The sequence below is a fragment of the Enterobacter sp. Ag1 genome, from assembly GCA_000277545.1.
Taxonomy (GTDB): Bacteria; Pseudomonadota; Gammaproteobacteria; order Enterobacterales; family Enterobacteriaceae; genus Cedecea.
Genome location: AKXM01000035.1, coordinates 99,312 through 123,613 on the forward strand (window position 1 = coordinate 99,312; position 24,302 = coordinate 123,613).

31 protein-coding genes are annotated in these 24,302 nt (G+C 54.2%); 3 read left to right on the top strand and 28 right to left on the bottom strand.

Annotated features, from left to right (window positions below):
* Nucleotides 1–9: 9 nt before the first annotated feature.
* From A936_RS15580 to A936_RS15645, 15 genes are all read right to left on the bottom strand, one after another.
* Nucleotides 10–1,011 (bottom strand): hypothetical protein, encoded by a 1,002-nt coding sequence (locus A936_RS15580; protein ID WP_008459475.1) that lies wholly within the window; start codon nt 1,009–1,011, stop codon nt 10–12.
* Nucleotides 1,012–1,020: 9 nt separating this feature from the next.
* Nucleotides 1,021–1,329, bottom strand: coding sequence for a phage baseplate plug family protein (locus A936_RS15585; protein WP_008459476.1), 309 nt, complete (start codon nt 1,327–1,329; stop codon nt 1,021–1,023).
* Between the two features lie 9 nt (nt 1,330–1,338).
* Nucleotides 1,339–1,917, bottom strand: a complete 579-nt coding sequence (locus A936_RS15590; RefSeq protein ID WP_008459477.1) for a phage baseplate protein — start codon at nt 1,915–1,917, stop codon at nt 1,339–1,341.
* Complete coding sequence (locus A936_RS15595) at nt 1,917–3,668, bottom strand: phage tail tape measure protein (RefSeq protein ID WP_008459478.1); 1,752 nt, start codon at nt 3,666–3,668, stop codon at nt 1,917–1,919. Before A936_RS15595 ends, A936_RS15590 begins: the two co-directional genes overlap by 1 nt.
* Entirely contained in the window at nt 3,658–3,732 is a 75-nt protein-coding gene (locus A936_RS24100) for a DUF6889 family protein (RefSeq protein WP_442892476.1), read from the bottom strand. Before A936_RS24100 ends, A936_RS15595 begins: the two co-directional genes overlap by 11 nt.
* Nucleotides 3,733–3,845: 113 nt before the next feature.
* Nucleotides 3,846–4,259: a phage tail assembly chaperone gene (locus A936_RS15600; protein ID WP_008459479.1), complete on the bottom strand. Its 414-nt coding sequence runs from the start codon at nt 4,257–4,259 to the stop codon at nt 3,846–3,848.
* A gap of 3 nt (nt 4,260–4,262) precedes the next feature.
* Nucleotides 4,263–4,703, bottom strand: coding sequence for a phage structural protein (locus A936_RS15605; protein ID WP_008459480.1), 441 nt, complete (start codon nt 4,701–4,703; stop codon nt 4,263–4,265).
* 10 nt (nt 4,704–4,713) lie between these two features.
* Complete coding sequence (locus A936_RS15610; protein ID WP_008459481.1) at nt 4,714–5,853, bottom strand: DUF3383 domain-containing protein; 1,140 nt, start codon at nt 5,851–5,853, stop codon at nt 4,714–4,716.
* Between the two features lie 3 nt (nt 5,854–5,856).
* Nucleotides 5,857–6,396 carry a phage neck terminator protein gene (locus tag A936_RS15615; RefSeq protein ID WP_008459482.1) on the bottom strand — a complete coding sequence of 180 codons (540 nt, stop codon included), beginning with the start codon at nt 6,394–6,396 and terminating at the stop codon, nt 5,857–5,859.
* Between the two features lie 45 nt (nt 6,397–6,441).
* Nucleotides 6,442–7,320 carry an esterase/lipase family protein gene (locus tag A936_RS15620; protein ID WP_008459483.1) on the bottom strand — a complete coding sequence of 293 codons (879 nt, stop codon included), beginning with the start codon at nt 7,318–7,320 and terminating at the stop codon, nt 6,442–6,444.
* A gap of 50 nt (nt 7,321–7,370) precedes the next feature.
* The gene (locus A936_RS23235; protein WP_008459486.1) at nt 7,371–7,823 is read right to left on the bottom strand and encodes a lysis protein; all 453 of its coding nucleotides are present in this window, start codon (nt 7,821–7,823) and stop codon (nt 7,371–7,373) included.
* The gene (locus A936_RS15630) at nt 7,820–8,311 is read right to left on the bottom strand and encodes a lysozyme (protein ID WP_034809540.1); all 492 of its coding nucleotides are present in this window, start codon (nt 8,309–8,311) and stop codon (nt 7,820–7,822) included. Before A936_RS15630 ends, A936_RS23235 begins: the two co-directional genes overlap by 4 nt.
* On the bottom strand, nt 8,311–8,610 hold the full coding sequence (locus A936_RS15635) for a hypothetical protein (RefSeq protein WP_008459490.1): 300 nt from the start codon (nt 8,608–8,610) through the stop codon (nt 8,311–8,313). The genes A936_RS15630 and A936_RS15635 overlap by 1 nt, the downstream gene beginning before the upstream one ends.
* 57 nt (nt 8,611–8,667) lie before the next feature.
* Nucleotides 8,668–9,003 carry an antitermination protein N gene (locus tag A936_RS15640; protein ID WP_008459492.1) on the bottom strand — a complete coding sequence of 112 codons (336 nt, stop codon included), beginning with the start codon at nt 9,001–9,003 and terminating at the stop codon, nt 8,668–8,670.
* Nucleotides 9,004–9,344: 341 nt separating this feature from the next.
* Nucleotides 9,345–10,091 carry a LexA family transcriptional regulator gene (locus tag A936_RS15645; RefSeq protein WP_008459494.1) on the bottom strand — a complete coding sequence of 249 codons (747 nt, stop codon included), beginning with the start codon at nt 10,089–10,091 and terminating at the stop codon, nt 9,345–9,347.
* 261 nt (nt 10,092–10,352) lie between these two features.
* On the opposite strand from A936_RS15645, the gene A936_RS15650 reads away from it, so the two are divergent.
* Nucleotides 10,353–10,613, top strand: coding sequence for a YfhL family 4Fe-4S dicluster ferredoxin (locus A936_RS15650; RefSeq protein WP_008459497.1), 261 nt, complete (start codon nt 10,353–10,355; stop codon nt 10,611–10,613).
* Here the strand turns inward: A936_RS15650 and acpS are convergent.
* From acpS to rseD, 12 genes are all read right to left on the bottom strand, one after another.
* On the bottom strand, nt 10,610–10,990 hold the full coding sequence (acpS, locus tag A936_RS15655; RefSeq protein WP_008459499.1) for a holo-ACP synthase: 381 nt from the start codon (nt 10,988–10,990) through the stop codon (nt 10,610–10,612). The genes A936_RS15650 and acpS overlap by 4 nt on opposite strands.
* Nucleotides 10,990–11,721 carry a pyridoxine 5'-phosphate synthase gene (pdxJ, locus tag A936_RS15660; protein ID WP_008459500.1) on the bottom strand — a complete coding sequence of 244 codons (732 nt, stop codon included), beginning with the start codon at nt 11,719–11,721 and terminating at the stop codon, nt 10,990–10,992. Before pdxJ ends, acpS begins: the two co-directional genes overlap by 1 nt.
* A gap of 74 nt (nt 11,722–11,795) precedes the next feature.
* A complete protein-coding gene (recO, locus tag A936_RS15665) occupies nt 11,796–12,533 on the bottom strand; it encodes a DNA repair protein RecO (RefSeq protein ID WP_008459502.1) in 738 nt (245 codons plus the stop codon).
* A gap of 5 nt (nt 12,534–12,538) precedes the next feature.
* Entirely contained in the window at nt 12,539–13,447 is a 909-nt protein-coding gene (era, locus tag A936_RS15670) for a GTPase Era (protein ID WP_008459503.1), read from the bottom strand.
* A complete protein-coding gene (gene rnc, locus A936_RS15675) occupies nt 13,444–14,124 on the bottom strand; it encodes a ribonuclease III (protein WP_008459505.1) in 681 nt (226 codons plus the stop codon). The genes era and rnc overlap by 4 nt, the downstream gene beginning before the upstream one ends.
* Nucleotides 14,125–14,296: 172 nt before the next feature.
* A complete protein-coding gene (gene lepB / locus A936_RS15680; RefSeq protein ID WP_008459507.1) occupies nt 14,297–15,271 on the bottom strand; it encodes a signal peptidase I in 975 nt (324 codons plus the stop codon).
* Nucleotides 15,272–15,285: 14 nt separating this feature from the next.
* The gene (gene lepA, locus A936_RS15685; RefSeq protein WP_008459509.1) at nt 15,286–17,085 is read right to left on the bottom strand and encodes a translation elongation factor 4; all 1,800 of its coding nucleotides are present in this window, start codon (nt 17,083–17,085) and stop codon (nt 15,286–15,288) included.
* A 194-nt stretch (nt 17,086–17,279) separates the two neighbouring features.
* Nucleotides 17,280–17,762: a SoxR-reducing system protein RseC gene (gene rseC / locus A936_RS15690; protein WP_008459510.1), complete on the bottom strand. Its 483-nt coding sequence runs from the start codon at nt 17,760–17,762 to the stop codon at nt 17,280–17,282.
* Nucleotides 17,759–18,724, bottom strand: a complete 966-nt coding sequence (rseB, locus tag A936_RS15695) for a sigma-E factor regulatory protein RseB (protein WP_008459512.1) — start codon at nt 18,722–18,724, stop codon at nt 17,759–17,761. The genes rseC and rseB overlap by 4 nt, the downstream gene beginning before the upstream one ends.
* Complete coding sequence (gene rseA / locus A936_RS15700; protein ID WP_008459515.1) at nt 18,724–19,371, bottom strand: anti-sigma-E factor RseA; 648 nt, start codon at nt 19,369–19,371, stop codon at nt 18,724–18,726. Before rseA ends, rseB begins: the two co-directional genes overlap by 1 nt.
* Before the next feature lie 31 nt (nt 19,372–19,402).
* Entirely contained in the window at nt 19,403–19,978 is a 576-nt protein-coding gene (gene rpoE, locus A936_RS15705; RefSeq protein ID WP_008459517.1) for an RNA polymerase sigma factor RpoE, read from the bottom strand.
* Nucleotides 19,975–20,136 (bottom strand): rpoE leader peptide RseD, encoded by a 162-nt coding sequence (gene rseD, locus A936_RS23975; RefSeq protein WP_157141424.1) that lies wholly within the window; start codon nt 20,134–20,136, stop codon nt 19,975–19,977. Before rseD ends, rpoE begins: the two co-directional genes overlap by 4 nt.
* A 274-nt stretch (nt 20,137–20,410) precedes the next feature.
* On the opposite strand from rseD, the gene nadB reads away from it, so the two are divergent.
* Entirely contained in the window at nt 20,411–22,027 is a 1,617-nt protein-coding gene (nadB, locus tag A936_RS15710) for an L-aspartate oxidase (protein ID WP_008459519.1), read from the top strand.
* Here the strand turns inward: nadB and trmN are convergent.
* The gene (gene trmN / locus A936_RS15715; RefSeq protein ID WP_008459522.1) at nt 22,012–22,749 is read right to left on the bottom strand and encodes a tRNA(1)(Val) (adenine(37)-N(6))-methyltransferase TrmN; all 738 of its coding nucleotides are present in this window, start codon (nt 22,747–22,749) and stop codon (nt 22,012–22,014) included. The genes nadB and trmN overlap by 16 nt on opposite strands.
* Nucleotides 22,750–22,870: 121 nt before the next feature.
* Between trmN and srmB the strand changes: the two genes are divergently transcribed.
* A complete protein-coding gene (gene srmB / locus A936_RS15720; protein WP_008459524.1) occupies nt 22,871–24,208 on the top strand; it encodes an ATP-dependent RNA helicase SrmB in 1,338 nt (445 codons plus the stop codon).
* Nucleotides 24,209–24,302 lie beyond the last annotated feature (94 nt).

The following is a 24,302-nucleotide window of genomic DNA, read 5'->3' on the forward strand; positions in this document are numbered from 1 at the left end:
GTCTGGCTTTTATTTATTAGAGGCGGAATGTTTTTTCCACGCCTCTTCCACATCATTAACTTGCTGGCCTGCCGGGAAGCACATCATGGTCATATACCATTGATCCCCACGGGTATCCCCGTTGTAGGTAATGCCATAAATGTCGTACACGCCGTCCGGCGAGGGGCGAATATAGTCATCCTTAGCAAGCAGCTCAGGCTTATAGAGCGTGTTTTGATCTAACTGCACCTGACCGTGGAGCAGGATTGTGGGATTAATCAGGCATTTCAGGGTTACGCCAGCATTGGTTGATGTTTGCGGCCGTCCAATCAGGCCACTCTGGCTGTTAAGACTCACCGGCGGGTGTGCTTTTTCAGTCGCGTTGAAATAGTCCAGTCTGTCATTCGACAACTTCCAGGTGGCCTTGCACAGCTTTCCGATTTGATCGAGATAACTGCTAACCTTGCCGTGGAAGGTATACCCTCTGGGAAACTTTGTTTCGGGAAAAGGCGGCAGCCTACCGGGCAGAATGCCAAAAGGTTTCAGCGCCCCTGCCGCAAACTGGTACATGTCATATACCGTGTAGCCTTTAGCAAGCGTGGCGCTAAGCACGGCGGACATTAGCGCCTCATGGCCATCAATGGCCTGAATTATAATCCAGTCATCAGGGGTATCCTCTCGCCCCGTCATCCAGATGCGAATGTCGCCGCTGAAGATCACCCCAAAGTTCATGCCGTCGCGCGGCCCCCACTCGACAGGTTCAACAACCCGGATTTTCCCCACTTCACTATTGCTTACCACCGGTTCTAATCCGTTGTAGCCCGCAATCAGCCGGATTTTGCTGTACTCCTTCTGAGCAATACGATTCACATTGTCCGGCGAGAGGTTGTAGATTTTCACCTCGGCCGTTTTGGGTGAGCTGCCGGCATGCCAGTCGATTTTAAACGTCACCTTAAAACCAGAGAGCGCAATGCCGCTGCCGTCTTCCTTCAGCAGCTGGAGCTCAAAGTGGCGAGACCAGTTTTGATTCATCTCCCCTCCTTAATCTGCCGTCACGAAGTAAAGATGGCTACCGCGCCCGAGATCGGTTTTGCTCGGGTAATCCTGAGCCTCATTATCACAGCCAACCCATAGCCCTCCGCCAAAACCAAGCCAGCTATATGGCACCAATAAATCGGCACCGGCCACCAGCGGGATCCCGTTCACAACAGGCTGATTGTCAGCATCGAGAATATCCAGGACCCAGCCGGCAACATCCCGATAAAGCAGCCGCATGCGCAGGGTCTGTCCGGCAAGTTGGATCGTAAAGACCTGGTTATCCGCGCTGAGGGGAATTTCTGCAATTGACATCGTCTCTCCTCATTTTTTATCAGGCTGAAGTGGCGTAATTTTTCCCGCCCCCATGGGAGTGGTAACCACTTTTTCGCCCTTATCACCGACCGAAGCCGTCGTTACCCCTTCATCCATCGCCGTTTTAGGCGGCGCAGGGCGTGCTTCCGTGGCCGTCATCAATACTTCGGTCAACACCAGTTTGCAGCCAAGAATGTTTTCCGATTTGACGCCGGTCGTCACCGTCAACGTTTTGATCAGCATATTGTCGTAGGAGCGGCGGCGGGTGATGACCCTAAAGGGTTCTGCTTTGGTCTGTAGATCAAGCAACTGCTGGTAAATCTGTGCCGGACTGGCGCCCGCGTTGAGTCTGGGGCTGATGTCGATCGTATTGGTAAAATCGACCATCGAACCACCGGCTTTAAAGAAGCAATCAATCGTTACCTCACCGGGCTCTGCCCAGGCATGGTCGCTGATATTCGGGCCAAACTCGACGGGATGAGAAGCAATTTTTAGCGTGTCCGTGTGGAGTTCGTTGATCACCACATCCGGCACCAGAAAACCGGAGAAGCTCGTGCGTGGCTGAAAGTAAGCACCAAAAATATCCATTAGCTCATCCTCCTGTCATACTGCTGCGCCAGCTGAGAATGAACATTGAACAAGCGCTGAGATGTCTCGGTCGCCGCCAGACGAGGTTCAGAGACGCCATTCACGACGATATGGGTATTACTGTTAATCGTGGGTGAATGCGTAGTGCTGTTGTTCGCCGTGGAAAAATCTCCCGAAGTCGCCAGGCGTTCATTGTTGGCCCCCCACGCCGGAAGCAACATTGAGACAGGATCGGGTTGACTGAGATTATTGACAGCATTGGATAACTTACCGCCAGAGCCTTTTTCTTCATCTCCAGCAAGCCAGCCCTGGAATGTGTGCCATCCCTTAGAGAGCTTCTCTTTAATAATGCCTGCTGCGCCATCCGCAATTTTGGTCGCCGGCGTCTGGAACAGACCGTTTGCTACCAATGACTTTCCGATATTGGCTGCTTCTGCCCAGTTCCCCTCTTTTAGCGCATTGATCAGACTCCCAATCAGTCTTAGCGTGGCGCCTAACTGATTAAAGTTGTCCAGAAGCCCCTTAAAGATGGTGCTGATAGACCACTTGCTAAAATCGATGCCCAGTAGGCTGCCAATATCAACAATAAGATCTTTTATGGTTTTCGCGAGGCTACCGATCGTGTCCGCAGCCATTTCAATAACCGGTCCCCACTCTCCCCAGTCAATAAAGCTCTCTTGCCCAGCTTTCCATTTCTGGTAGTCGTTATAAAGCAGGCCAATGGCCGCAGCCAGCCAGAGGATAATCCCGACAGGGGAAGCGAGAAATGCGCTGTTCAGAACCAGCCAGGCCGCGGTAAGCCACGCTAAACCACCGATTAGCCCCTGAGAACCTTCGTCAAGGCGATCCCACCAGGCCATCACGTCGGTAACCCAGTCGATGGTGCCGCTCAGTGCATCAACGAAAATGTCAGCAAACTGTTCAACGACGGCGCCAATTTTGTCCAACACGCGTTCAATTTGTGGCGCTTTAACCAGCATTTTTTCGGCCAGTCTCTCAACGGGCTCAGCCAATTTTTCGGCCAGATCGCCGCCTGATTTTGCTACTAACAAATCAAACACGGAGTCCGCTTTACGCCAGGACTGCATAAATTTTTCGGACTGGTCGGCGCTTTGCTCTGCGCTTCCGCCTATGCGGAGGGACAAGTCCTGATACTCTTCGGCAAACTGGCCTAATCCGCGCTGCATCGCATGCAGCGTGTCGTCATCAATCCCCAGATTCAATGCATAGAAATCGGCGCTGTCTCTGTTCACTGTGCCCAAAGAACGGGCAACCTGCGTGAAAATATCTGCGTTATCCCGCTTTAAGCCAGCGTCATCATGCGTTTTTACGCCGAGACTTTTCAACAGGCTCTCGTGCAGCGAGTCACCGTTCACATACTCACTGACGCTTTTAATCGACTTTTGCAGCGCACCAATGTCCGCCCCTGACTGACTGGCACCGTATTGCAGTGCCTTGTAAGCCTCTAAATCGGCGTTCAGAGATTGAGCTGCCTGTGCATCCTTCTCGATGCCAGACAGCCGCTTTTCAAACCAGGATCCCGCTTTAGTTAGCGGAGAAAGCAGCTGATTACTGAAGTTTTCGAAACTTTTAGCCAGTTTTTCAAAATCAACTTTTGCCGCCTCTTCTTTTCCCTTTTTCAGCGTTTTATCCAGTTCCCCAAAAGCGGCGTTGATTCGCGAGCTAAGGTCTTCTTGATAAAAAAAATCTGGGATCGGGACGTAAGGAACAAGCTGTGTGCTAGCGCTCATTTTCCTCTCTCCAGCGTGTGATACAGGCCTTATTCTCGGCCTGCATCTCAAGGTAATCATTCATCAGCGCAATGTCGTTGAGATCCACCGCGCCGCTTTTCAGATCCAGCCAGCTGAGGCCGAAGACCTCCGCCGGGCGAAGAATGTAATCTTCCCCGCCCGGCAGCGCCTCCAGCCTCAGGCCGCTGGCGGGGCCGGGTTTTCGCTCCCGGGGAGTTCTTGCAAAAAATTTCCCAGCGAGTCGGCCACCACCCGGGCCACCAGCTGCAGCAGCGTCATCAGGTCGATATCGTCAAAGGACAATGCGCCCTGACTAAAGACCGGCACCCAGCCCTTCATGTGTTCGCGCGCCACGACCGAGAGGCACGGATACAGAATGGTGTTGCAATCTTCCTCGCTGAGGTCGGCAAGGGTGCGGGCAATTTTTGGCAGCACGGTTTCGAGGGCGTTTCCGCCCTCCTTACCCTGCAAGCTGCGAAAATCACCCACAACGCCAGCCAGAACCGGCAGTAGCTTCCGCGCAACGCTAAGTTGCTCGAAAACGCCGAGCTTGCCAATGCGGTAGTTCACCGCTTTCAGGGTAATTTCCATGGCTTAGAACTCCCCGAGCAGCTGATCGATTTTGCCGCAGTCAAACTTCCAGTCCATGGTGCCAGCATCTTTGCCATTGCTGTTCGCTGGAAGCTGAGAAAACGCCACACTGCTGGCCGAAACCAAATCGCCGGAGGAAGTGTTGCGCACCACAATCGTGTTCTTACCCCACAGGGCCGAAGAGAGGGTTTGGGCGTTGTAGGCCTGCATCAGCTTTTTATTCACCGGGGAAGTTTTCATCAGCGTCACGGTGATCGAACCGTTTTTAGCCGGAGAGAGGTTATGCATCACCTCACCGTCTATGCCGACGGTCATCGTGTTTTTTGTGCCAGCCATTTCCACTTTGATCCCGGCATCACCGTTCGCACTGCCCGCGCCCAAATCAATCACGCCGGTTGGCCCCACAAGAGAAGCCGTCACATCCATAAAAGAATAAGTACCCATTTAAATCTCCTTAACGAACAACATTGATTTCGACGTCAGCGAAGTGCACGGCACCCGCCAGTTTGCAGGCCACCTGAATCACTGGCGCCTTACGCGCCTCGCGGTCTGACTGCGCCTGAGTCGCTACAGCTGGGGCGTAAACGTAGTAGCCTTTGGTCAGCGTGTCGCCGGAGGCCAGTTGGCCAATATCGGCGCCATTCCAGACACCCGGTGCGACCAGACCATTGGTGACCGCCTGCGCCATGGAGTGCTCAACGTTGCTCAGCAGACGGGTAACACCGGCATCGGTTTGCGGGATTTTTGTGGTGCTGGTGTAAAGCAGGTTATAGAGGTTGGTCTGCACATAGTTTTGCAGCCAGTCCAGGCCGTGGCGCTCATCGATGAAGCTGCCGTTGCTCATTACGCCTTCCTGAATAATGGCGGTATCGTTGTTGTAATTCACAAAGACGTTGGCATTTTTCGCGGAAAGAGCATTGATTTGCGTTTGGGTCAGCGTTTCTGCGGTAATCCCCGGTTCCTGCTTGAATTTCAGGGTAATGGTGGTGTTATTGCCGTTGAAGTTTACGGTAAACGCGCGGCCAAACAGGGAGGCTGCCGCAAACGGCGTGGCGCTGGAGTACTGACCAAAAGTGCGGGCGAACTTAGCCGCTTTCAGCTTGCTGAAGACATCGGTGCTGTCGTTAGCATCCAACACTTTAGCGCTGGCGGAAGTATGACCAAAGATACGGGAAACGCCGTCGCCTTCAATAACCGCCGCCACGGCCAGCACGCCTTCATCGGTAAGGGTATCGTCGGCAATCACCAGACCATACCAGTCGGTCGAGTGCGCACTCAGCGCGGAGACGCATTCGGCGATGGTTTCTCCGGCTTTGCCCTCGCCGCCTTCTTTAACCCAGCGCCCGATATACAGGTCGGCAGGCTGCGGGGACTGCTGGTAGTAGAGGCTGGCGGCTTTGTATTCCGGCGCTTCCAGACCAAAATCGGCGGCTACGCCGCTCAGGCTGGAATAAGCTCGCATACGCTCTTTGGCGTCAATAACGTTGCTCGCGCCTACGACCAGCAGCGCACCATAGTTACGGGACTGCGCCGCACGCGGCGCCATATTCACTGTCACGCTGACAATGTTAGATACAGGTAAACCCTGTGACATAGCTTACTCTCCAATGATTTTTACTGCGGATGAAAGGATGGAACGAATACCGTAGCGCCGGGCAATACTGCGCTTTAGCGCCACGGTGAGGGTGTAGCGGCGTAGCCACTGGTTATTGATAAATTCAGGGTCCGGCGTAATGTCGCCGCACTGCAAAAACGTCAGGCCCAGTCGGTTAAGCTCGGCGTTGTTTTGCGGCACGTTCAGGCCATCACGAAAAAGCGCGGCAACGGCCTGAGCGCCGGGGCCATAAAAGCCACAGGTCACGTCCACGGACTCGGTGCTCTGAAGTACGCTTTGATCGCTGTCCTGCGAGTGGAAGAAAGACGCTTCCGCCTGCTTCACGTTGGTAAAAAAGTCACACCAGGTAATGCCGGCCTCAGGCGTGGCAGGTGGTGGATCGCTCCACTTCGCCATCACCATTTCCGGCGGCAGGCCTGATACGCCGACAATCCAGCCGGTAAGATCGACATCAAGTGCATCGTCGTAGTGTGGCGATGCCCCCATCGGCGTCAGAAAGCCCGGACGCGTGGTGTCATTCATTGATTTCTCCAAAGAAAAACCGCCCAAAGGCGGTTCAGATAAGGCTTACAGCCCTTTGGCCTGCAGACGAGCCACGTGGTCGACGTACAGCTTGACCGGGTCGCTGTTGCTGGCCACCACGCCGGCAAGCTGGTTGATGGCATCGACGTGATCCATCGAATAGTCGGAGCCAATCACCTTGCCCAGATGGCTGCTGTAACGGCCAACCAGGCCATCGTTCTGGAAACGTTCGTTGGTGAACAGGATGGAAAACGCCAGCATGGCGACATGCAGCGGATCCAGGTTGTTCGCGCCCTGATTCAGCGGGTTGTAGTCGATAATCCCGCTCCAGGAGTAGTAGTAGACGCCGTTATCCAGCTCTTTGCCCTGGCCGCCCCACTGCGCAGGCAGTCCCTGCGGATACTTCTTGTTAAAGGCGGCAACGCCTTCGCTGGTCAATGCATCCAGAGCATCCACGCCGGATTGAGGCAGACGAGGTGCCCCCGCCAGAGCGGAAAGCAGCTGGCCGAAAGCCGACAGAGCAGCATTGGCGATAGACTCTGGCAGGCGGCCAGGCTTCAGCGCCAGACGAACAAGGTCTGCCACTTCGGAGCCATGGTTAACGCCGTTCACGGAGGTTACCGAGGCAATAAGTTCAGGGTGGGTAGCCGCAGCGTAACGACAGGCCAAAGGCCCCTGACTGTGGCCAATCAGGTTAACTTTTGCCGCACCCGTTTCGGCCAGGACTTTACGGATAAATTCCAGCAGCTGCTCGCCGCGCATTTCATTGCTGTTCAGTGCGGAAATCGTGGCGATGTAGACCTTCGCCCCGGCTTTCTCCAGCGCCTCTTTGATGCCGTAGAAATAGGGGTAGATCCCGCCAATTTTGTCGAAACCGAACAGACCGTGGACCAGAACAATCGGGTACTTCAGGGATGTAGACATAGGAATGACCTCTTTGACGTAGGAATAAAAAAGCCTCGAAAATTCGAGGCTTAGTTCAGGCACTGATTGCGGATGTACTCCTGCAGCCCCGCCAGCTGCTTGTTGCTCGTTTCTATTCGCTCCCGGAGACGGAAATAATCCCGTTGAGCGGCGTCAGTAAGTCCGGGGGCGGCTGCATCATCCAGCCTGGCGGCGGCGGCGGTGCCAGGCACTGCTTTGCAGGTGGCGCTGACGCGCAGCCGCTGAGTACCAGCAGCCACATCACGCTGCAGGTTTTCAATGGTGAGCCGGGCATGGGTTAACTCCTCGCTATAGTGGATATCCAGGTCAGCTATTGCCTGCTGGCGCCGGACAAGGTTTTGCAGCTCATTTTTTTGCTGAGCCAGCTGCTCCAGGGCTAACTCTGCCCTTTGTTTTTGCACGGCATAGCGTTGGTGAAACCACCAGCTGCTGGCAATGAGCAGCGTAAAGGCCGCCAGCACAAGTGAGGTCAGCGGCTTCATTCTTCCGGCTCCGGCCAGGTACAAAGCTGGTACTCCACCTCGCGACGATTGATAAGCCCCTGCCACTGCTTCCCACCCGCCCAGATCCATTTTTTCAGCCCAGCGCAGGCCTGTTTGTACTCGCCAGCGTTTAACATCCTGAGCACGGAAGAGCGCAGAAAAGCGGCTGTACCAACGTTGTAGGTAAAGCTAATCAAAGCTGCTCGTTGGTACTCACTAACCGGGACGGTGACGGCCCTTGAGACCGCCTGAGCCGCTGGGCCGAGATCCTGGTCAAGCCAGCGCCTGCACTCAGACAGGGTGTATGTTTTGTCGGGAATAATGTCTTTACCGGTATGGCCGTAACAGACGGTCAGCACCCCGGCGACGTCGTAATATGGCGTGTAGCTCACGCCTTCCAGCTCGGGCAGGAGCGTGCCTGCAATCGTCAGCGCACCCGCCCCTGACAATCCGAGTAATGTTTTTCTGAGTCCGGGAGAAAGAGCCACTAGTTACCTGCCTTTTTCAGTACCTCGCTGACTGCCCTGATAATCTCAATCTGCTCGGCTCGGTTTAAGGTTTGCAAGTCATCCACCAGCGTCTGGAGGATGCGGGTGCGCTTTTGATCTTCGAGATGCTGTCGATGGGCATCCAGCCTGCCGCCCAGCCACGAAGCCAGTGAAATCAGTACGCTAAGCAGTCCGAATATCATGTAGACCATATCCTGTGTCGTGATACCCAGACCGGCGGCAAGCGCCGCCAGCCACGCAAAAGACTGCGTGACCAGATTTGCGGGTTGGTCGTTCATGGAAGAACCTTCGGTTGAGGGGTCGAACTGCCGTTGGGATAAAGAAGCGGTATGGCGTTAAATCAGCGGAACAGGTTTTCCGCGTCGGGTTTGCTTCCCGGTCGCTGCCGGTAAGCCGGATTCGCTGCGAGGCGTGGCCTGATAAACGCTTTTTTTCCTGGCGTCTAACTTCTGGCGCAGTCGTTGATAATGCTCTGCCTGCTGAATGATTTGCAGACCATAAATGTTAATCACCTCCAGGGCCTTGTCGGGGCGAGACCTGGGTTTACGAACCAGCGAGAGAATAAGCCGTGCCTCAGGTTTCGCTCTTACCCCGACTAACAGCGGGTTGGCAGCTTTCCAGACGGCCTGTTTAGCTTCGCGGCGCTGGCGGCGACGTGCCTGTGCGTCCATACAACCTCCTGTCAATCAACTTTGGTGATATCTCTCTGATATCCCAAAGCTTCTTGCTTTGGTGTATGTGCCCTTTTTCAGGGCCTGATGTTAAGGAGCGTTCACTTGCCTTGTGAGTCGGTGCGTCCTGCCGATGAATTGATATTGAACCAATAGTACAATTACGTCAAGAACCAAAAGTACGAATTATTTAAAAAAAGATCGTATTGATGATTAATTATTGATTTATAAGATTATTTTTAGATGGGTTAGCATTCGAGTTGCGGTAAGGCGGCAAGGGATCCAGCCTCAGGAGCATACTTGGGTAAGTGACTGAGGCTGGAGCTTGAGGATGAGCTATCTCAGGCGTGGCGGCGAATTGAATGGCTGTACATCACTCGGCCAATAATTTTGAGGTGCTGTTCGTTCTCTTCGCTAATGCGCCAGTCAGCATATTTGGGGTTGTCCGATCGCACCAGCAGGCAGTCATGGGTCATCTGCAGGCGCTTCACCAGCAATTGTCCCTTATAGAGGAACACGTAGATGCCATCGCCATCGAAGTAGTCTTTGCCAATATCCACAAAGATATAGTCACCCAGTTCAATGGTGCCGGACATGCTGTCACCGGTGACAGTGATGACTTTTATCGTTGAAGCCGGCCGGTGGCCGAACAGCTCCAGCGCTTCCTGGCTGTCGTAAACGATGTGGTTGATAGTTTCGGTGACTTCGCTGGAGACCAGTCGCCCCGGCCCCGCGCTGGCCTCAATGTCCAGCACGTCGATGCGAAAGCCCTGCTCTTCGCGCGGCTGGAAAGGATAAATAGCCGCCTCTTCATGGCTGGCCGCATTCTCGCGCCCTTCGCTTTGATAGCCCGTTTCACTGCCGTGCTGAAGCCAGAGCGCGTCAGCCCGAAGAAACGTTGCCAGCTCGTACATTTTATCCTGCCGGGGGATGGCTTCGGCGTTAAGCCACTTACTGACGGCCTTGGAGGAAACGCCCAGCGCGCGCGCTATCGCCATACCGCGCCCGAACTCATCGAGGTTTGCTTCGCTGCAGGCCTGCGCCAGCCTGCGGGAAAAAGCTTCGCGCAGTTGTTCTCTCTGTACCATAAGTACGACCCCGTCGTGTTTTTCATGACCAATAGTTCAATGATAACACGTACTGAAAGTACACAAAGCACAAAACTTAAAGGCGCAGTATCATTGGGGATGATCTGCTTTTGTGGTAAAGTGCGCGCCATCGAAACGTCCCTGCTTTATCCATTATATTTAATCAAACTTAATACTGGTTAAACATACAGGCTTTTGCAATGTTTTGAGCGCGAAATGTGAATATATCTTTTAGTCCGGTGGGGCTGGTAACAGGTTGAAATGGCGTTATTAATTACGAAGAAGTGCATCAACTGCGATATGTGCGAGCCGGAGTGCCCGAATCAGGCCATCTCCATGGGCGATGCTATCTACCAGATCGATACCGATCGTTGCACGGAATGCGTGGGCCATTACGAAACCCCGACCTGCCAGAAAGTTTGCCCGATCCCCAGCACGATAATTCACGACCCGGCGCACATTGAGAATGAAGAGCAGCTGTGGGATAAGTTCGTGCTGCTCCACCATGCGGATAAACTTTAGCTTTCGATGATCACCGTCGCGCAGGCGTAATGGCGCTCATCCGCCAGGGTAACGTGAACTGAACGCACTCCCATTTTTTCAGCCAGCCGCTCCGCCTCTTCCCAAAACCGCAGTTGAGGTTTGCCCAGCGCGTCGTTAAACACTTCAAACTGGTTGAACGCCAGCCCGTTGCGAATTCCGGTACCAAAAGCTTTCGCGGCCGCTTCTTTCACCGCAAAACGCTTCGCCAGAAAACGCACCGGCTGCTGATGCGCCTGGTACAAGACCCATTCATTTTGGCTCAGTACGCGCTTTGCCAGTCGGTCGCCGGAACGGGAAATGACGCTCTCAATGCGCGCAATTTCCACTATGTCCGTGCCGAGGCCGAGAATGGCCATTAGCGACGCGCTTCCTGCATCAGGCGTTTCATTTCAGCCACGGCTTCTTTAAGCCCGCTCATTACCGCTCGCCCGATAATCGCGTGACCGATGTTCAGCTCATGCATTTCAGGGATCCGCGCAATGGCCTGAACATTGTGATACGTCAGCCCGTGACCAGCATTCACCTTCAGCCCTTTAGCGGCGGCATAGCTCGCGGCTTCAGCAATGCGAGCCAGCTCTTTGGCCTGGGTCGCTTCGTTTTCAGCGTCCGCATAGCAGCCAGTGTGGATTTCAATGTAAGGCGCGCCCACGGCCACCGCCGCGTCAATCTGCGCGTGGTCGGCATCAATAAACAGAGAAACCAGAATACCTGCGTCAGCCAGGCGCTGGCAGGCATCGCGCATTTTATCCAGCTGACCGGCAACATCCAGGCCGCCTTCGGTGGTTACTTCCTGGCGCTTTTCCGGCACCAGGCAGCAGAAATGCGGTTTCGTCTGGCAGGCAATAGCGATCATCTCTTCGGTGACGGCCATTTCCAGGTTCATGCGGGTATCGAGGGTTTCACGCAGAACGCGAACGTCACGGTCGGTGATGTGGCGGCGATCTTCGCGCAGGTGAACGGTAATGCCATCGGCACCCGCCTGCTCCGCGATAAACGCGGCCTGAACCGGATCCGGGTATGCCGTACCGCGCGCGTTACGCAGGGTAGCGATGTGATCGATGTTGACGCCTAACAGTAATTCAGCCATGACAATCCTCAGAGTTCGCAGACAGATGCCGGGCAGTGTACACCTGCCGGGGAAAGCCTGGCTACGGTCTGTGATTACTGTGAGCTATCTGAAGGCTCAGGTGGTGTTTTTTTAGGCACAAACTGGCGGAACAGTTCGCGACTTTTGAGGGGCTTCCCTTGTAGATACGGCTTGAGCGCCATACGCGTGAAACGCTTGGCGGCACGGAGCGTGTCGGCATCGGGAAATTCGCGTTCGGCTAGCGCTCTGAGCTGGCGGCCGGTAAAGCTGCTGTGGCCGATCACCACGCTGGCAATAAAACCTTTCTCTTCACGGTAGGTGTAAGTCATGGTGTCATCGACGACTGCCCCGCTGCCGGCGCAGTGCAGAAAATCCACGCCGTAGCCAAGGTGCCCCAGCAGCGCCAGCTCAAAACGACGCAGCGCAGGCTCCGGTGTGCCCGTAGCGCCAGCTAAGGCCTGAATGCAGTGGAGATAATCGAAGAACAGTTCGGAGAAGCGGGTTTCCTGCTCGAGGACGCGAGCCACCAGTTCATTGACGTACAGGCCGCTGTACAGCGTGATACCACTTAAGGGAAGGGCCAGAGAAACCGCTTCGGCGCTGCGTAGCGTTTTGACTTCGCCACGGCCGCCCCAGCGAACCAGCAGAGGGGTAAAAGGCTGCAGAGCGCCTTTCAGATTTGAGCGTTTAGAGCGCGCGCCTTTGGCAATCAGACGAACGCGCCCGGACTCTTCGGAAAACAGGTCGAGCAAAAGGCTGGTTTCGCTCCAGGGGCGACTATGCAGGACAAAAGCCCGTTGCCAGCCTTCCATAAGTTTTAGCTCAGGTCGTCGGTATAACCGAGACTGCGCAGCGCACGCTCGTCATCGGCCCAGCCGGATTTCACCTTCACCCAAAGTTCGAGGTGAACTTTGGCTTCGAACATCTCTTCCATGTCTTTACGGGCTTCGATACCGATGGTTTTAATTTTGGCCCCTTTGTTGCCAATCACCATCTTCTTCTGCCCTTCGCGCTCAACGAGGATCAGCCCGTTGATGTCGTAGCCACCGCGTTCGTTGGTCACGAACTGCTCGATTTCTACGGTCACAGAATACGGCAGCTCGGCGCCCAGGAAACGCATTAGCTTTTCGCGAATGATCTCAGACGCCATAAAGCGCTGGGAACGGTCGGTAATATACTCTTCCGGGAAGTGGTGGATCGCTTCCGGCAGATGCTTACGGACGATTTCCGCGATGGTATCAACGTTCATCCCGGTTTCTGCTGAGATAGGCACGATATCGAGGAAGTTCATCTGGCTGCCGAGGAACTGCAGGTGAGGCAGCAGAACGGTTTTATCCTGAACGTTGTCAACTTTGTTGACGGCCAGGATGACCGGCGCACGGCTGTCGCGCAGCTTGTTCAGCACCATTTCATCATCCGGCGTCCAGCGGGTGCCTTCAACCACGAAGATAACCAGCTCAACGTCACCGATGGAGCTGCTTGCCGCGCGGTTCATCAGGCGGTTAATGGCGCGTTTTTCTTCCATGTGCAGCCCCGGGGTATCGACGTAAATCGCCTGATATGGCCCTTCGGTATGGATGCCCATGATGCGGTGGCGCGTGGTTTGCGCCTTACGCGAGGTAATGGAAACTTTTTGCCCAAGCAGCTGATTCAGCAGCGTGGATTTGCCGACGTTCGGGCGACCAACAATGGCCGCGAAGCCGCAATACGTTTTTTCTTCGCTCATTCCAGCTCCAGCTTTTTCAGTGCCTGCTCAGCCGCAGCCTGTTCCGCTTTACGGCGGCTTGAGCCCGTCCCTACGACAGGCTCAGGCAGGCCACTCACCTGACAGTGAATGGTAAATTCTTGATCGTGCGCTTCACCACGCACCTGCACCACCAGATACGACGGCAGCGGCAGATGGCGACCCTGCAGGTACTCCTGCAGACGCGTTTTCGGATCTTTTTGCTTGTCGCCTGGACTGATTTCGTCGAGACGGGTCTGATACCACGAGAGAATCAAACGCTCAACGTTCTGAATGTCGCTGTCGAGGAAGACGCCACCGATCAACGCTTCCACGGTATCAGCAAGAATCGACTCGCGACGGAAACCGCCACTTTTCAGTTCACCCGGCCCAAGACGCAGACACTCACCCAGTTCGAACTCGCGGGCGATTTCCGCCAGCGTATTGCCGCGCACCAGCGTCGCACGCATGCGGCTCATGTCGCCTTCATCTACGCGAGGAAAACGATGATACAGCGCATTCGCGATGACATAACTGAGAATGGAGTCACCCAAAAACTCAAGACGCTCGTTGTGTTTGCTGCTGGCACTCCGATGGGTTAATGCCTGTTGCAACAGATCCTGATGTTGAAAAGTGTAGCCCAGCTTACGCTGCAGCCTATTTATTACGATGGGATTCATGCGATACCAAAATTAATGAATGCGTCAACTATTCAGCACACGGAACAGACCTGAAAAAAGGAAACCAACGCTGTTTCGTGTGCCGTGGCTCCCTTTCGGGAGCCAATCTTTAAAGGCGGGAATATTCTATACACAACGACAGGGGATGTCGTTAGTTTGTGGGATTAATTGTTTAATGAATGCCGCCAATTCGGCTTAAACGAACGCCCGTTGGCCATTCGCCTTCTTGTTTCTCGAAACTCATCCAAATTGCTGTCGCTTTACCGACCAGATTTTGCTCTGGCACAAAGCCCCAATAGCGGCTGTCTGCGCTATTGTCGCGGTTATCACCCATCATGAAATAGTGACCCGGCGGAACAATCCATGTCGCAAGCGGCAAGCCTGACTGCTGGTAGTACATCCCCACCTGATCCTGAGCGATAGGCACTGTCAGAATGTTATGGGTGACGTTACCCAGCGTTTCTTTACGCTCGCTCAAGCGGACACCGTCTTCACGGGTCTGATCTTTAGGCAACTGGAAGAAGCCGGAAGTGGCTTCACTGCCGTTGCGGCGGGCAAACGTCTGCACAAAATCACTGGCTTCCACGTTGGAATAAGTGATTGGCAGCGCGTTGTCGCAGGCCTGGCCGGAACTGCAATTAGGCTGCACGGTGACTTCTTTCGACTGCGGGTCGTAGCTTACCCGGTCGCCCGGCAGCCCAACAACGCGCTTAATATAATCCAGGCGCGGATCTTCAGGGTATTTAAATACCGCAATATCGCCGCGTTTAGGGTGCCCGGTTTCAATTAAGGTTTTCTGATAAATAGGATCTTTAATGCCGTAGGCAAACTTCTCTACCAGAATAAAGTCACCGATTAACAGCGTTGGCATCATCGAACCGGATGGGATCTGGAAAGGCTCATAAATAAATGAGCGCACCACCAGCACAATCGCCAGCACCGGAAACACCGACGCACCGGTTTCCAGCCAGCCTGGTTTAGGGCCGACTTTTTTCAGCGTCTTTTTGTCCAGTGCGTCACCGGTGGCTGCCTGCGCTGCCGCCTGTTTTTCACGACGTTTTGGTGCAAAGATAAACTTGTCCAGACACCACAAAATGCCCGTCACCAGCGTGGCTACCACGAGGATCAAAGCAAACATATTCGCCATGCCAACTCCTTAGATTATTTGCTGTCTTTGCCAACGTGCAGAATGGCCAGGAACGCTTCCTGAGGCAGCTCGACGTTGCCGACCTGCTTCATGCGTTTCTTACCGTCTTTCTGTTTCTGCAGCAGCTTTTTCTTACGGCTGACGTCGCCGCCGTAGCACTTAGCCAGAACGTTTTTACGCAGCTGTTTCACCGTCGAACGCGCAATAATGTGGTTGCCGATGGCTGCCTGAATCGCGATGTCGAACTGTTGGCGAGGGATCAGATCCTTCATTTTTTCCACCAGCTCACGACCACGGTATGGCGCGTTGTCGTTGTGTGTGATAAGCGCCAGCGCATCAACGCGATCGCCATTTATCAGTACATCAACGCGCACCATGTTGGAAGCCTGGAAACGTTTGAAATTGTAATCCAGCGACGCATAGCCACGAGAAGTGGACTTCAGGCGATCGAAGAAGTCGAGCACCACTTCCGCCATTGGGATTTCATAGGTCAGCGCAACCTGGTTGCCGTGATAAACCATGTTGGTTTGCACGCCGCGTTTTTCGATACACAGCGTAATCACGTTGCCGAGGAACTCCTGCGGCAGCAGCATGTGACATTCCGCAATCGGCTCGCGCAGCTCTTCAATGTTGTTGAGCGGCGGCAGCTTAGACGGGCTATCAACGTAGACAATCTCTTTGCTGGTCGTTTGCACTTCGTAAACTACGGTTGGCGCGGTGGTGATCAGGTCGAGATCGTATTCACGCTCCAGACGCTCCTGAATGATCTCCATGTGCAGCAGGCCCAGGAAGCCGCAGCGGAAGCCGAAGCCCAGCGCCGTTGAGCTTTCTGGCTCGTAGAACAGAGAGGCATCGTTCAGGCTGAGCTTGCCGAGTGCATCGCGGAAGTTTTCGTAGTCGTCGGAGCTGACCGGGAACAGGCCGGCATAAACCTGCGGCTTCACTTTTTTGAAGCCTGGCAGCGCTTTGTCCGCCGGGTTACGGGACAGGGTCAGAGTATCGCCTACCGGGGCGCCCAGGATGTCTTTGATGGCACAAACCAGCCAGCCTACTTCACCGCATTTTAGTTCGGTACGGTCGATCTGCTTAGGCGTAAAGATGCCCAGACGATCGGCGTTGTACACCTGGCCGGTGCTCATGACTTTGACTTTGTCGCCTTTACGCAGCGTGCCGTTTTTCACGCGGATCAGGGAGACAACGCCCAGGTAGTTATCGAACCAGGAGTCGATGATCAGCGCCTGTAGCGGTGCATCTGGATCGCCTTCCGGTGCGGGGATATCGCGCACCAGGCGTTCTAATACATCAGGTACGCCAACGCCGGTTTTCGCCGAGCAGCGAACCGCATCGGTGGCGTCGATGCCCACGATGTCTTCAATTTCTTCCGCCACGCGCTCAGGATCGGCCGCCGGCAGGTCAATTTTGTTCAGAACCGGAACCACTTCCAGGTCCATTTCCATCGCCGTGTAGCAGTTCGCCAGGGTTTGAGCCTCAACGCCCTGCCCGGCATCCACCACCAGCAGCGCCCCTTCACAGGCCGCAAGCGAGCGGGATACTTCATAAGAGAAGTCAACGTGCCCAGGGGTATCGATGAAGTTCAACTGGTAAGTTTCACCGTCGCTGGCTTTGTAGTCGAGGGTGACGCTCTGCGCTTTGATGGTAATACCACGTTCGCGTTCCAGGTCCATTGAGTCAAGAACCTGCGCGGCCATTTCACGGTCGGACAAGCCGCCGCAAATCTGGATGATACGGTCAGACAGCGTCGATTTACCGTGGTCGATGTGGGCAATAATAGAAAAGTTACGTATATTCTTCATAGTTAGAGGTTTTATGCCTTACAAATGGCCTGTGAGCTCGGCGCTTCGCGCTGTACGGAGCAGGATGTCAGAGACTGTCTTCTGCCTGAAACGCCGCATTCTACACTACAACCAGAAAGTGAGGAAACTGCTCATCCTGCAAGCTTAGGTAAGCCATAAGCAGGATGTGCAAAGAGATGTCATTTGAAGGGAATTTATTGATTTTCAGCCGGCGGTGCGGACGTATCGACGCGCACTGCATCCGGGCTAAGCGCAACGCTTAGAATCACCGGCTGCCAGCTCTCACGACGGCTGAAATGCTGGGAAAAACCGCGAGCAAGCAGGAAGCCCCCTACGCCACCAAGCAAAGCTCCGCACATAGCGGCCAGGTTGGTACCAAACAGCGTCTGGAAAAGACCTGAACACAAAAATAGTCCGACCAACGGCGACATGTACACCAGCAGCGCGGACCCTAACAGGCTGCCTTCCGCAATGCCCAGCTCCACTTTTTGCCCGGCAACCAGCGGCTGTTCGCTTGGCACAGACAGCAGATGGCTGGTTTGTGGCCCCAATTTGTTTAGGACACGAGTCCCACATCCAGAGCGCGAAGCGCAGCTGCTGCAAGAGGCTTTAACATCACAGTGCAGCAATGCTTCACCATTTTGCCAGGAGACGACCGTCGCCCATTCTTTAATCATTGCGTCGCTCCGTTAAACTTCACGCTATCGCCAATGCGTTTCGCCGTTTGTGGAGGCAACTCACCTACAACGGTAATTTCGGTTTTATCACGAATTTCAGTGCTAATAGTCCGGCGACCGGTCCGCACAAGCTGTTCGCCATTACTTGCCTGAGACGGGGCCTGGCTGATGTTCACCGAGAAACTAAATAACCCGTCAGAATAAAGTCGGGATTCGATAGGCACGCCCACGGTTGGCAGTGGCCGGCGGCTGCTCGACACTTCGCTAAAGCCTTGCGGCAGCCATGTCGGTGCCCATGTAAAACTGGCCTTTTCCGCACCCGGTACGGACAGCAGAGGTGGCAACGTCGCTTTTGCTAAATTCTGCAGAAGCCCGCTCGCCTGATTTTCAACAGAGAATGACACAACCCGGAACTGTTCGAGCGTTTCGCCGTCGCGATCCAGTAAATCAACGCGAAGCGGCAGCTTGGTTTCGGTATCGAGCCAAACAATGTAGTTATAGCGAGTGCCGTCCCGAGCAACGACGCGAATAACCTCGCATAGTCTGTCGGCAATACGCGTACGCCCGACAGAAATAAAGTCGTAGTACGGCGTCAGGCGCTTAAAGTCGGTATAGACGATGGAAGGCAGAGAATCGACGATGTAGTCCCCGGTGAGCGTGAATGGCTCGAGCCCAGGCTCAAAATAGCTGATTTCATTGCCGCGCTGAACGACTTCGCGGCGCGGGCCGTCCATTTGCAGGAATTGCGCAAGCGGGCGATTATCAAGACGTGCATGGCGATAACTAAGGGACTCAATCCCTTGTTTGCTGATATTGATAAACGCCAGCTCATAATTGAGTGACTGACTAGCCTGGTTCATCTGCTGCAACAACGCCCCGGACGAAACAGTGTCCGCCGAGGCGCTGGAGGTGAACAACAGGCTGCCTGCCACGAGAGACAGGGCACACCAAAGTTGCTTCATTACTGCGATTGCGTTCCTAAAGTTTGGTTTCCTGGCACTTGCACAGCGGCCTGCTGGGTTTGCGCCTGTTCAAACTGGAGCTGCTCGGAGTGTAAACGACGCTGCAATTCGTAATCCTGCAGCATAGCGTTAATACGACGACGCTGTTCCTGTACTTGCTGACTGCTGTTGCTGGCGGTCGTGTCAGACGGTACGCCCAGACTTACCGGACTGGCTTTTCCCATCATCGGCAAAGTGTTAAAGACCGGCGTTTCCGGCTGTGCGGTGCTGTCAGACTGGCCATTATAGTGCTGTACGCCCACGATAACCGCAAGCGATACGCACGCGGCAACGCCCATTTGGGTAAGCTGGCTTGCCCACGGACGCACCTTATGCCAGAACGGCATTTTCTGCCACTGCTGAGGCTGCGGCTGAGATTCGGTAATGAGCGGCGCGACATTACGCACAGGCTCATTTGCGATAGCCGCCATCACGTTGGCAGAAATATCAAAGTGGAGCACTTCGCTGGTATCTCCGCGCATTGTGTCGCGGATAAGGTGGTAACTCTCCCAGCTTTGCTGCAATTCACTGTCGTTTGACAGGCGATTGAGCAACTCGCTGTCGAGAGATTCGCCATCCATTAAAGCGGAAAGTTGTTCTTTCTGCATGCCTAAATACCCTTCCAGTAATCCGCTATCGTCAACGCCTGATAAGCGGTTGAACTTTATTATCAATAGCTTCCCTTGCGCGGAAAATACGAGAACGCACAGTACCTACCGGGCAATCCATGATGTCGGCTATCTCTTCATAGCTCAGGCCATCCAACTCCCGCAACGTAATTGCCATGCGTAAATCTTCCGGGAGCGACTCAATAGTACGGAAAACTATTTGTCTCAGTTCTTCAGACAACATTAAGTTCTCAGGGTTCGAAATTTCTTTCAATGCGCTGCCACTTTCGTAGTTTTCAGCGTCAATGGCGTCCACATCACTTGATGGCGGACGCCGCCCCTGAGCAACCAGATAATTTTTAGCCGTGTTGACCGCGATGCGGTACAACCACGTATAAAACGCACTATCGCCACGGAATGAATCCAGCGCGCGATAAGCTTTAATAAAAGATTCCTGCACCACATCGGGTACATCTCCCGAAGGTACATAGCGGGAAACCAGGCTCGCAACCTTATGCTGGTAGCGTATCACCAGTAGGTTAAATGATTTCTGATCTCCCTTTTGGACCCGTTCGACGAGGACCTGATCCGTTAACTGCTCGCTCATCCGAGGTAATGTCTCCCCAAACCCAATTTCCACGCGTAATCGAAATGCCACTCGAACCCTGCATTTTTGAGCAAGCTTTGAGTTTGAGTGCCCGAGGCCAGCAAAGTTCCGTTACGCCTTTGTTTTTCTGTCATGTTTAGCGGATTGCATCTTTTCATTATAAGTTCCGCTTCGCAAAACGGTAACGCCGATTCTTCTGAATCAATGCTCAAAAAGTTAGCGAGCAGAGTATCTCATGAATCAGGGTATTTCATCATCTAATCTGCCATTTATCCTTCCGTAGTGAGATTTATTTACGCAGTTTGCTCGAGCCCTCCCAATGACTTTACCGATCACTCTGTTTAGTCTGCACAACACTAAAACAAAAAAAGCGTGTTCAGCGTCCCACCCGGTGCTATGCTCGGGCCACTATTGTTTAGTAAATTAAACACCATGAACAAAAATAGCGATCTGATCTGTGACGTATTAATTGTCGGTAGCGGTGCTGCTGGCCTTTCTCTCGCGCTGCGTCTGGCTCAAACCAGCAAGGTCATTGTGCTAAGCAAAGGCCCAGTTAACGAAGGCTCAACTTTTTATGCACAGGGGGGAATTGCCGCCGTTTTCGATGAAACCGACAGCATAGCTTCCCATATTGACGATACGCTGATAGCCGGGGCAGGAATTTGCGATCGTGACGCCGTAGAATTTGTGGCAAGCAATGCAAAGCACTGCGTCCAGTGGCTGATTGATCAGGGCGTCATGTTCGATACCCACACGCTGGCGAATGGTGAAGAAAGCTACCATTTGACGCGTGAAGGCGGCCACAGCCATCGCCGAATTCTTCATTCGGCGGATGCCACCGGGAAGGAAGTTGAAACCACGCTAGTCGGCAAAGCCCTCAATCACCCCAATATCCGGGTGATCGAGCGCAGCAACGCCGTAGACCTAATTATTTCGGACAAAATTGGCCTGCCGGGCACAAGGCGCGTCGTCGGTGCCTGGGTCTGGAACCGGAACCTTGAAAAGGTCGAAACCTGCCGTGCGAAATCTGTCGTTTTAGCCACCGGTGGCGCTTCAAAAGTCTACCAGTACACGACAAACCCGGATATCGCCTCCGGTGACGGTATCGCTATGGCATGGCGTGCAGGCTGCCGGGTCGCCAATCTTGAATTCAACCAGTTTCACCCTACGGCGCTGTTCCATCCTCAGGCCCGAAACTTCCTGCTTACCGAAGCATTGCGCGGCGAAGGTGCATACCTGAAGCGTCCGGATGGTTCACGCTTCATGCCGGAGTTTGATGAACGTGCCGAGCTTGCGCCACGTGATATCGTCGCCAGGGCTATCGATCACGAAATGAAACGCCTGGGCGCAGACTGCATGTATCTGGATATCAGCCATAAGCCAGAGGCGTTTGTTCGCCAGCACTTCCCCACTATTTATGAGAAGCTGCTTGGGCTAGGCATTGATTTAACCAAAGATCCGGTTCCCGTAGTCCCTGCCGCGCATTATACCTGCGGCGGCGTGATGGTAGATGAACACGGGCGCACCGACGTGGACGGGCTGTATGCCATTGGCGAAGTGACGTATACCGGCCTGCACGGCGCTAACCGAATGGCCTCAAACTCTCTGCTCGAATGCCTGGTTTATGGCTGGTCTGCTGCGGAAGATATTCTGAAACGCCTGCCGTACGCGCGAGAAAGTAAAACGTTGCCCGACTGGGATGACAGCCGTGTGGATAATCCAGACGAACAGGTTGTTATCCAGCATAACTGGCATGAGCTGCGGCTCTTTATGTGGGACTACGTTGGGATCGTTCGCACCACTCGCCGGCTGGAGCGGGCGCTGCGAAGAATTACCATGCTGCAGCAAGAGATTGATGAGTACTATGCCAACTTCCGCGTTTCAAACAATTTGCTTGAGCTTAGAAACCTGGTGCAGGTTGCCGAACTCATTGTGCGCTGCGCCATGCAGCGTAAAGAGAGCCGGGGCCTGCACTACACGCTCGATTATCCGGATCAGCTCGCTGAATCCGGCCCAAGCGTGCTTTCCCCGCTCTACATAAACAGGTAGAAGTCCTGGGTCAGGCTGCAATAGCCTTCAGAGTAGGTTTGGTCTGGCCCCCGGATCACCAGGCGGTCGTTGTAGTATTCTCCGCCCGTAGGAGAAAGCGCGAGCATCACCCGATGCGGCAGGCGAGTTTCATTGTCGGCCACATCGGTACGGTAACGAACATGCCAACCCTGTGATTTCGCCAGCTCGCTGAATGCCGTCCCGGCAGTTTCCGGCATAATCACGCAGAAGAAACCGTCTTCGGTGATCAGTTGTTCAGCGCTGCTGAGCAAGGCCTGGTGATCCAGCGTCGTGGTATAACGTGCCTGAGCTCGTTCTGGTGATGCGCAGTTACTGCCCTGCTCAAAGAAAGGCGGATTACTGACAATTAAGGAGTAGCGCTGAGTAGCCTGCTGCGCCCACTCGCGGATGTCCGCGCAGTGAACGTGAATACGCGAAGCCCAGCGGCAGCCTTTGGCGTTTTCTGCCGCCTGTTCTGCAGCAACAGGATCCAGCTCCACGGCTTCAATCGTGACGTCATCAGCGGTTCTCTGGGCGAGCATCAACGCCAGCAAACCGCTGCCGGTGCCAATATCCAGGACGCTTTTTACATTAACTACCGGCACCCATGCACCGAGCAGCGTCCCATCTGTTCCCACCTTCATGGCGCAGCGATCGTGCGCCACAAAGAACTGTTTGAAGGTGAAACCATCCCGACGTAATACCGCTTTTTGATCCGACATCTTATCTACCTTGCAAAGAAACCGCCGTAGCATAAGTGAAACGGACATCTACGGAAAGACACAAACAGATGAAGATCGCGGTCATTATGTCTATAATCGGCGTCCCAAACAGAGGTAGACCATGACTGTAAGCACTTTTTCCGAACTCGAACTTGATGAAAGCCTTTTGGACGCGCTCCAGGAGAAAGGCTTTACTCGCCCGACTGCCATCCAGGCTGCGGCCATTCCTCCTGCACTTGAAGGACGCGACGTGCTGGGTTCAGCACCGACGGGTACCGGTAAAACCGCAGCTTACCTGCTGCCAGCGCTACAGCATCTGGTCGACTTTCCTCGTAAGAAATCTGGCCCGCCGCGTATTCTGATCGTCACGCCAACCCGTGAACTCGCTATGCAGGTCGCCGACCACGCGCGTGAACTGGCAAAACATACCCATCTGGATATCGCCACCATCACCGGCGGCGTAGCGTATATGAACCACGCTGAAGTTTTCAGCGAGAATCAGGATATTGTCGTCGCTACCACCGGCCGACTGCTGCAATACATAAAGGAAGAGAACTTCGACTGCCGCGCGGTTGAAACGCTGATCCTTGATGAAGCAGATCGCATGCTGGACATGGGCTTCGCGCAAGATATTGAAACCATTGCCGCGGAAACCCGCTGGCGCAAGCAAACCATGCTGTTCTCCGCTACCCTGGAAGGCAACGCGGTTAAAGATTTTGCTGAACGCCTGCTGGAAGATCCGGTTGAAGTTTCCGCCACGCCATCCACGCGTGAGCGCAAGAAGATCCATCAGTGGTACTATCGCGCCGATGACGTTGAGCACAAAACGAAGTTACTCGTTCATTTGCTGAACCAGCCGGATACCACCCGCTCTATCGTCTTTGTGCGTAAGCGCGAGCGTGTGCATGAGCTGGTTGCCTGGCTGCGTGAAGCGGGCATCAACACCTGCTATCTCGAAGGCGAAATGGTACAGGCCAAGCGTAACGAGGCCATCAAGCGCCTGACCGATGGTCGCGTAAACGTTCTGGTTGCGACCGATGTTGCTGCCCGTGGGATCGATATCCCTGACGTTAGCCACGTATTCAACTTTGACCTGCCACGTACCGCGGATATCTATCTGCACCGTATTGGTCGTACCGGTCGCGCAGGCATGAAAGGAACCGCGATTTCGCTGGTTGAGGCGCACGATCATCTGCTGCTGGGTAAAATTACCCGCTACATGAAAGAGCCTCTGAAATCCCGCGTTATCGACGAACTGCGCCCAACGACGCGTGCGCCAAGCGAAAAGCTGACCGGTAAGCCATCCAAGAAAGTGCTGGCTAAGCGCGAAGAGAAGAAGAAAGAGAAAGACAAAGAGAAGCCGCGCGTTAAAGTGCGCCATCGCGATCAGAAAAACATCGGTAAGCGCCGTAAACCAACGGCAGCTACCACGACAGAGTCGCCAAAAGTCGACGAATAACATGAACGCCGGGATAATCCCGGCGTTTTTTATTGCCCGGGTACTGCGTTTTCCTGCAAACAATCATTCTTTACGGCATTCCTGCCCTGTCGTA

Coding starts and splice junctions, on each gene's coding strand:
- A936_RS15580 (WP_008459475.1), bottom strand. CDS start 1,011: ATGAATCAAAACTGGTCTCGCCACTTTGAGCTCCAGCTGCTGAAGGAA.
- A936_RS15585 (WP_008459476.1), bottom strand. CDS start 1,329: ATGTCAATTGCAGAAATTCCCCTCAGCGCGGATAACCAGGTCTTTACG.
- A936_RS15590 (WP_008459477.1), bottom strand. CDS start 1,917: ATGGATATTTTTGGTGCTTACTTTCAGCCACGCACGAGCTTCTCCGGT.
- A936_RS15595 (WP_008459478.1), bottom strand. CDS start 3,668: ATGAGCGCTAGCACACAGCTTGTTCCTTACGTCCCGATCCCAGATTTT.
- A936_RS15600 (WP_008459479.1), bottom strand. CDS start 4,259: ATGGAAATTACCCTGAAAGCGGTGAACTACCGCATTGGCAAGCTCGGC.
- A936_RS15605 (WP_008459480.1), bottom strand. CDS start 4,703: ATGGGTACTTATTCTTTTATGGATGTGACGGCTTCTCTTGTGGGGCCA.
- A936_RS15610 (WP_008459481.1), bottom strand. CDS start 5,853: ATGTCACAGGGTTTACCTGTATCTAACATTGTCAGCGTGACAGTGAAT.
- A936_RS15615 (WP_008459482.1), bottom strand. CDS start 6,396: ATGAATGACACCACGCGTCCGGGCTTTCTGACGCCGATGGGGGCATCG.
- A936_RS15620 (WP_008459483.1), bottom strand. CDS start 7,320: ATGTCTACATCCCTGAAGTACCCGATTGTTCTGGTCCACGGTCTGTTC.
- A936_RS23235 (WP_008459486.1), bottom strand. CDS start 7,823: ATGAAGCCGCTGACCTCACTTGTGCTGGCGGCCTTTACGCTGCTCATT.
- A936_RS15635 (WP_008459490.1), bottom strand. CDS start 8,610: ATGAACGACCAACCCGCAAATCTGGTCACGCAGTCTTTTGCGTGGCTG.
- A936_RS15640 (WP_008459492.1), bottom strand. CDS start 9,003: ATGGACGCACAGGCACGTCGCCGCCAGCGCCGCGAAGCTAAACAGGCC.
- A936_RS15645 (WP_008459494.1), bottom strand. CDS start 10,091: ATGGTACAGAGAGAACAACTGCGCGAAGCTTTTTCCCGCAGGCTGGCG.
- A936_RS15650 (WP_008459497.1), top strand. CDS start 10,353: ATGGCGTTATTAATTACGAAGAAGTGCATCAACTGCGATATGTGCGAG.
- acpS (WP_008459499.1), bottom strand. CDS start 10,990: ATGGCCATTCTCGGCCTCGGCACGGACATAGTGGAAATTGCGCGCATT.
- pdxJ (WP_008459500.1), bottom strand. CDS start 11,721: ATGGCTGAATTACTGTTAGGCGTCAACATCGATCACATCGCTACCCTG.
- recO (WP_008459502.1), bottom strand. CDS start 12,533: ATGGAAGGCTGGCAACGGGCTTTTGTCCTGCATAGTCGCCCCTGGAGC.
- era (WP_008459503.1), bottom strand. CDS start 13,447: ATGAGCGAAGAAAAAACGTATTGCGGCTTCGCGGCCATTGTTGGTCGC.
- rnc (WP_008459505.1), bottom strand. CDS start 14,124: ATGAATCCCATCGTAATAAATAGGCTGCAGCGTAAGCTGGGCTACACT.
- lepB (WP_008459507.1), bottom strand. CDS start 15,271: ATGGCGAATATGTTTGCTTTGATCCTCGTGGTAGCCACGCTGGTGACG.
- lepA (WP_008459509.1), bottom strand. CDS start 17,085: ATGAAGAATATACGTAACTTTTCTATTATTGCCCACATCGACCACGGT.
- rseC (WP_008459510.1), bottom strand. CDS start 17,762: ATGATTAAAGAATGGGCGACGGTCGTCTCCTGGCAAAATGGTGAAGCA.
- rseB (WP_008459512.1), bottom strand. CDS start 18,724: ATGAAGCAACTTTGGTGTGCCCTGTCTCTCGTGGCAGGCAGCCTGTTG.
- rseA (WP_008459515.1), bottom strand. CDS start 19,371: ATGCAGAAAGAACAACTTTCCGCTTTAATGGATGGCGAATCTCTCGAC.
- rpoE (WP_008459517.1), bottom strand. CDS start 19,978: ATGAGCGAGCAGTTAACGGATCAGGTCCTCGTCGAACGGGTCCAAAAG.
- rseD (WP_157141424.1), bottom strand. CDS start 20,136: ATGAAAAGATGCAATCCGCTAAACATGACAGAAAAACAAAGGCGTAAC.
- nadB (WP_008459519.1), top strand. CDS start 20,411: ATGAACAAAAATAGCGATCTGATCTGTGACGTATTAATTGTCGGTAGC.
- trmN (WP_008459522.1), bottom strand. CDS start 22,749: ATGTCGGATCAAAAAGCGGTATTACGTCGGGATGGTTTCACCTTCAAA.
- srmB (WP_008459524.1), top strand. CDS start 22,871: ATGACTGTAAGCACTTTTTCCGAACTCGAACTTGATGAAAGCCTTTTG.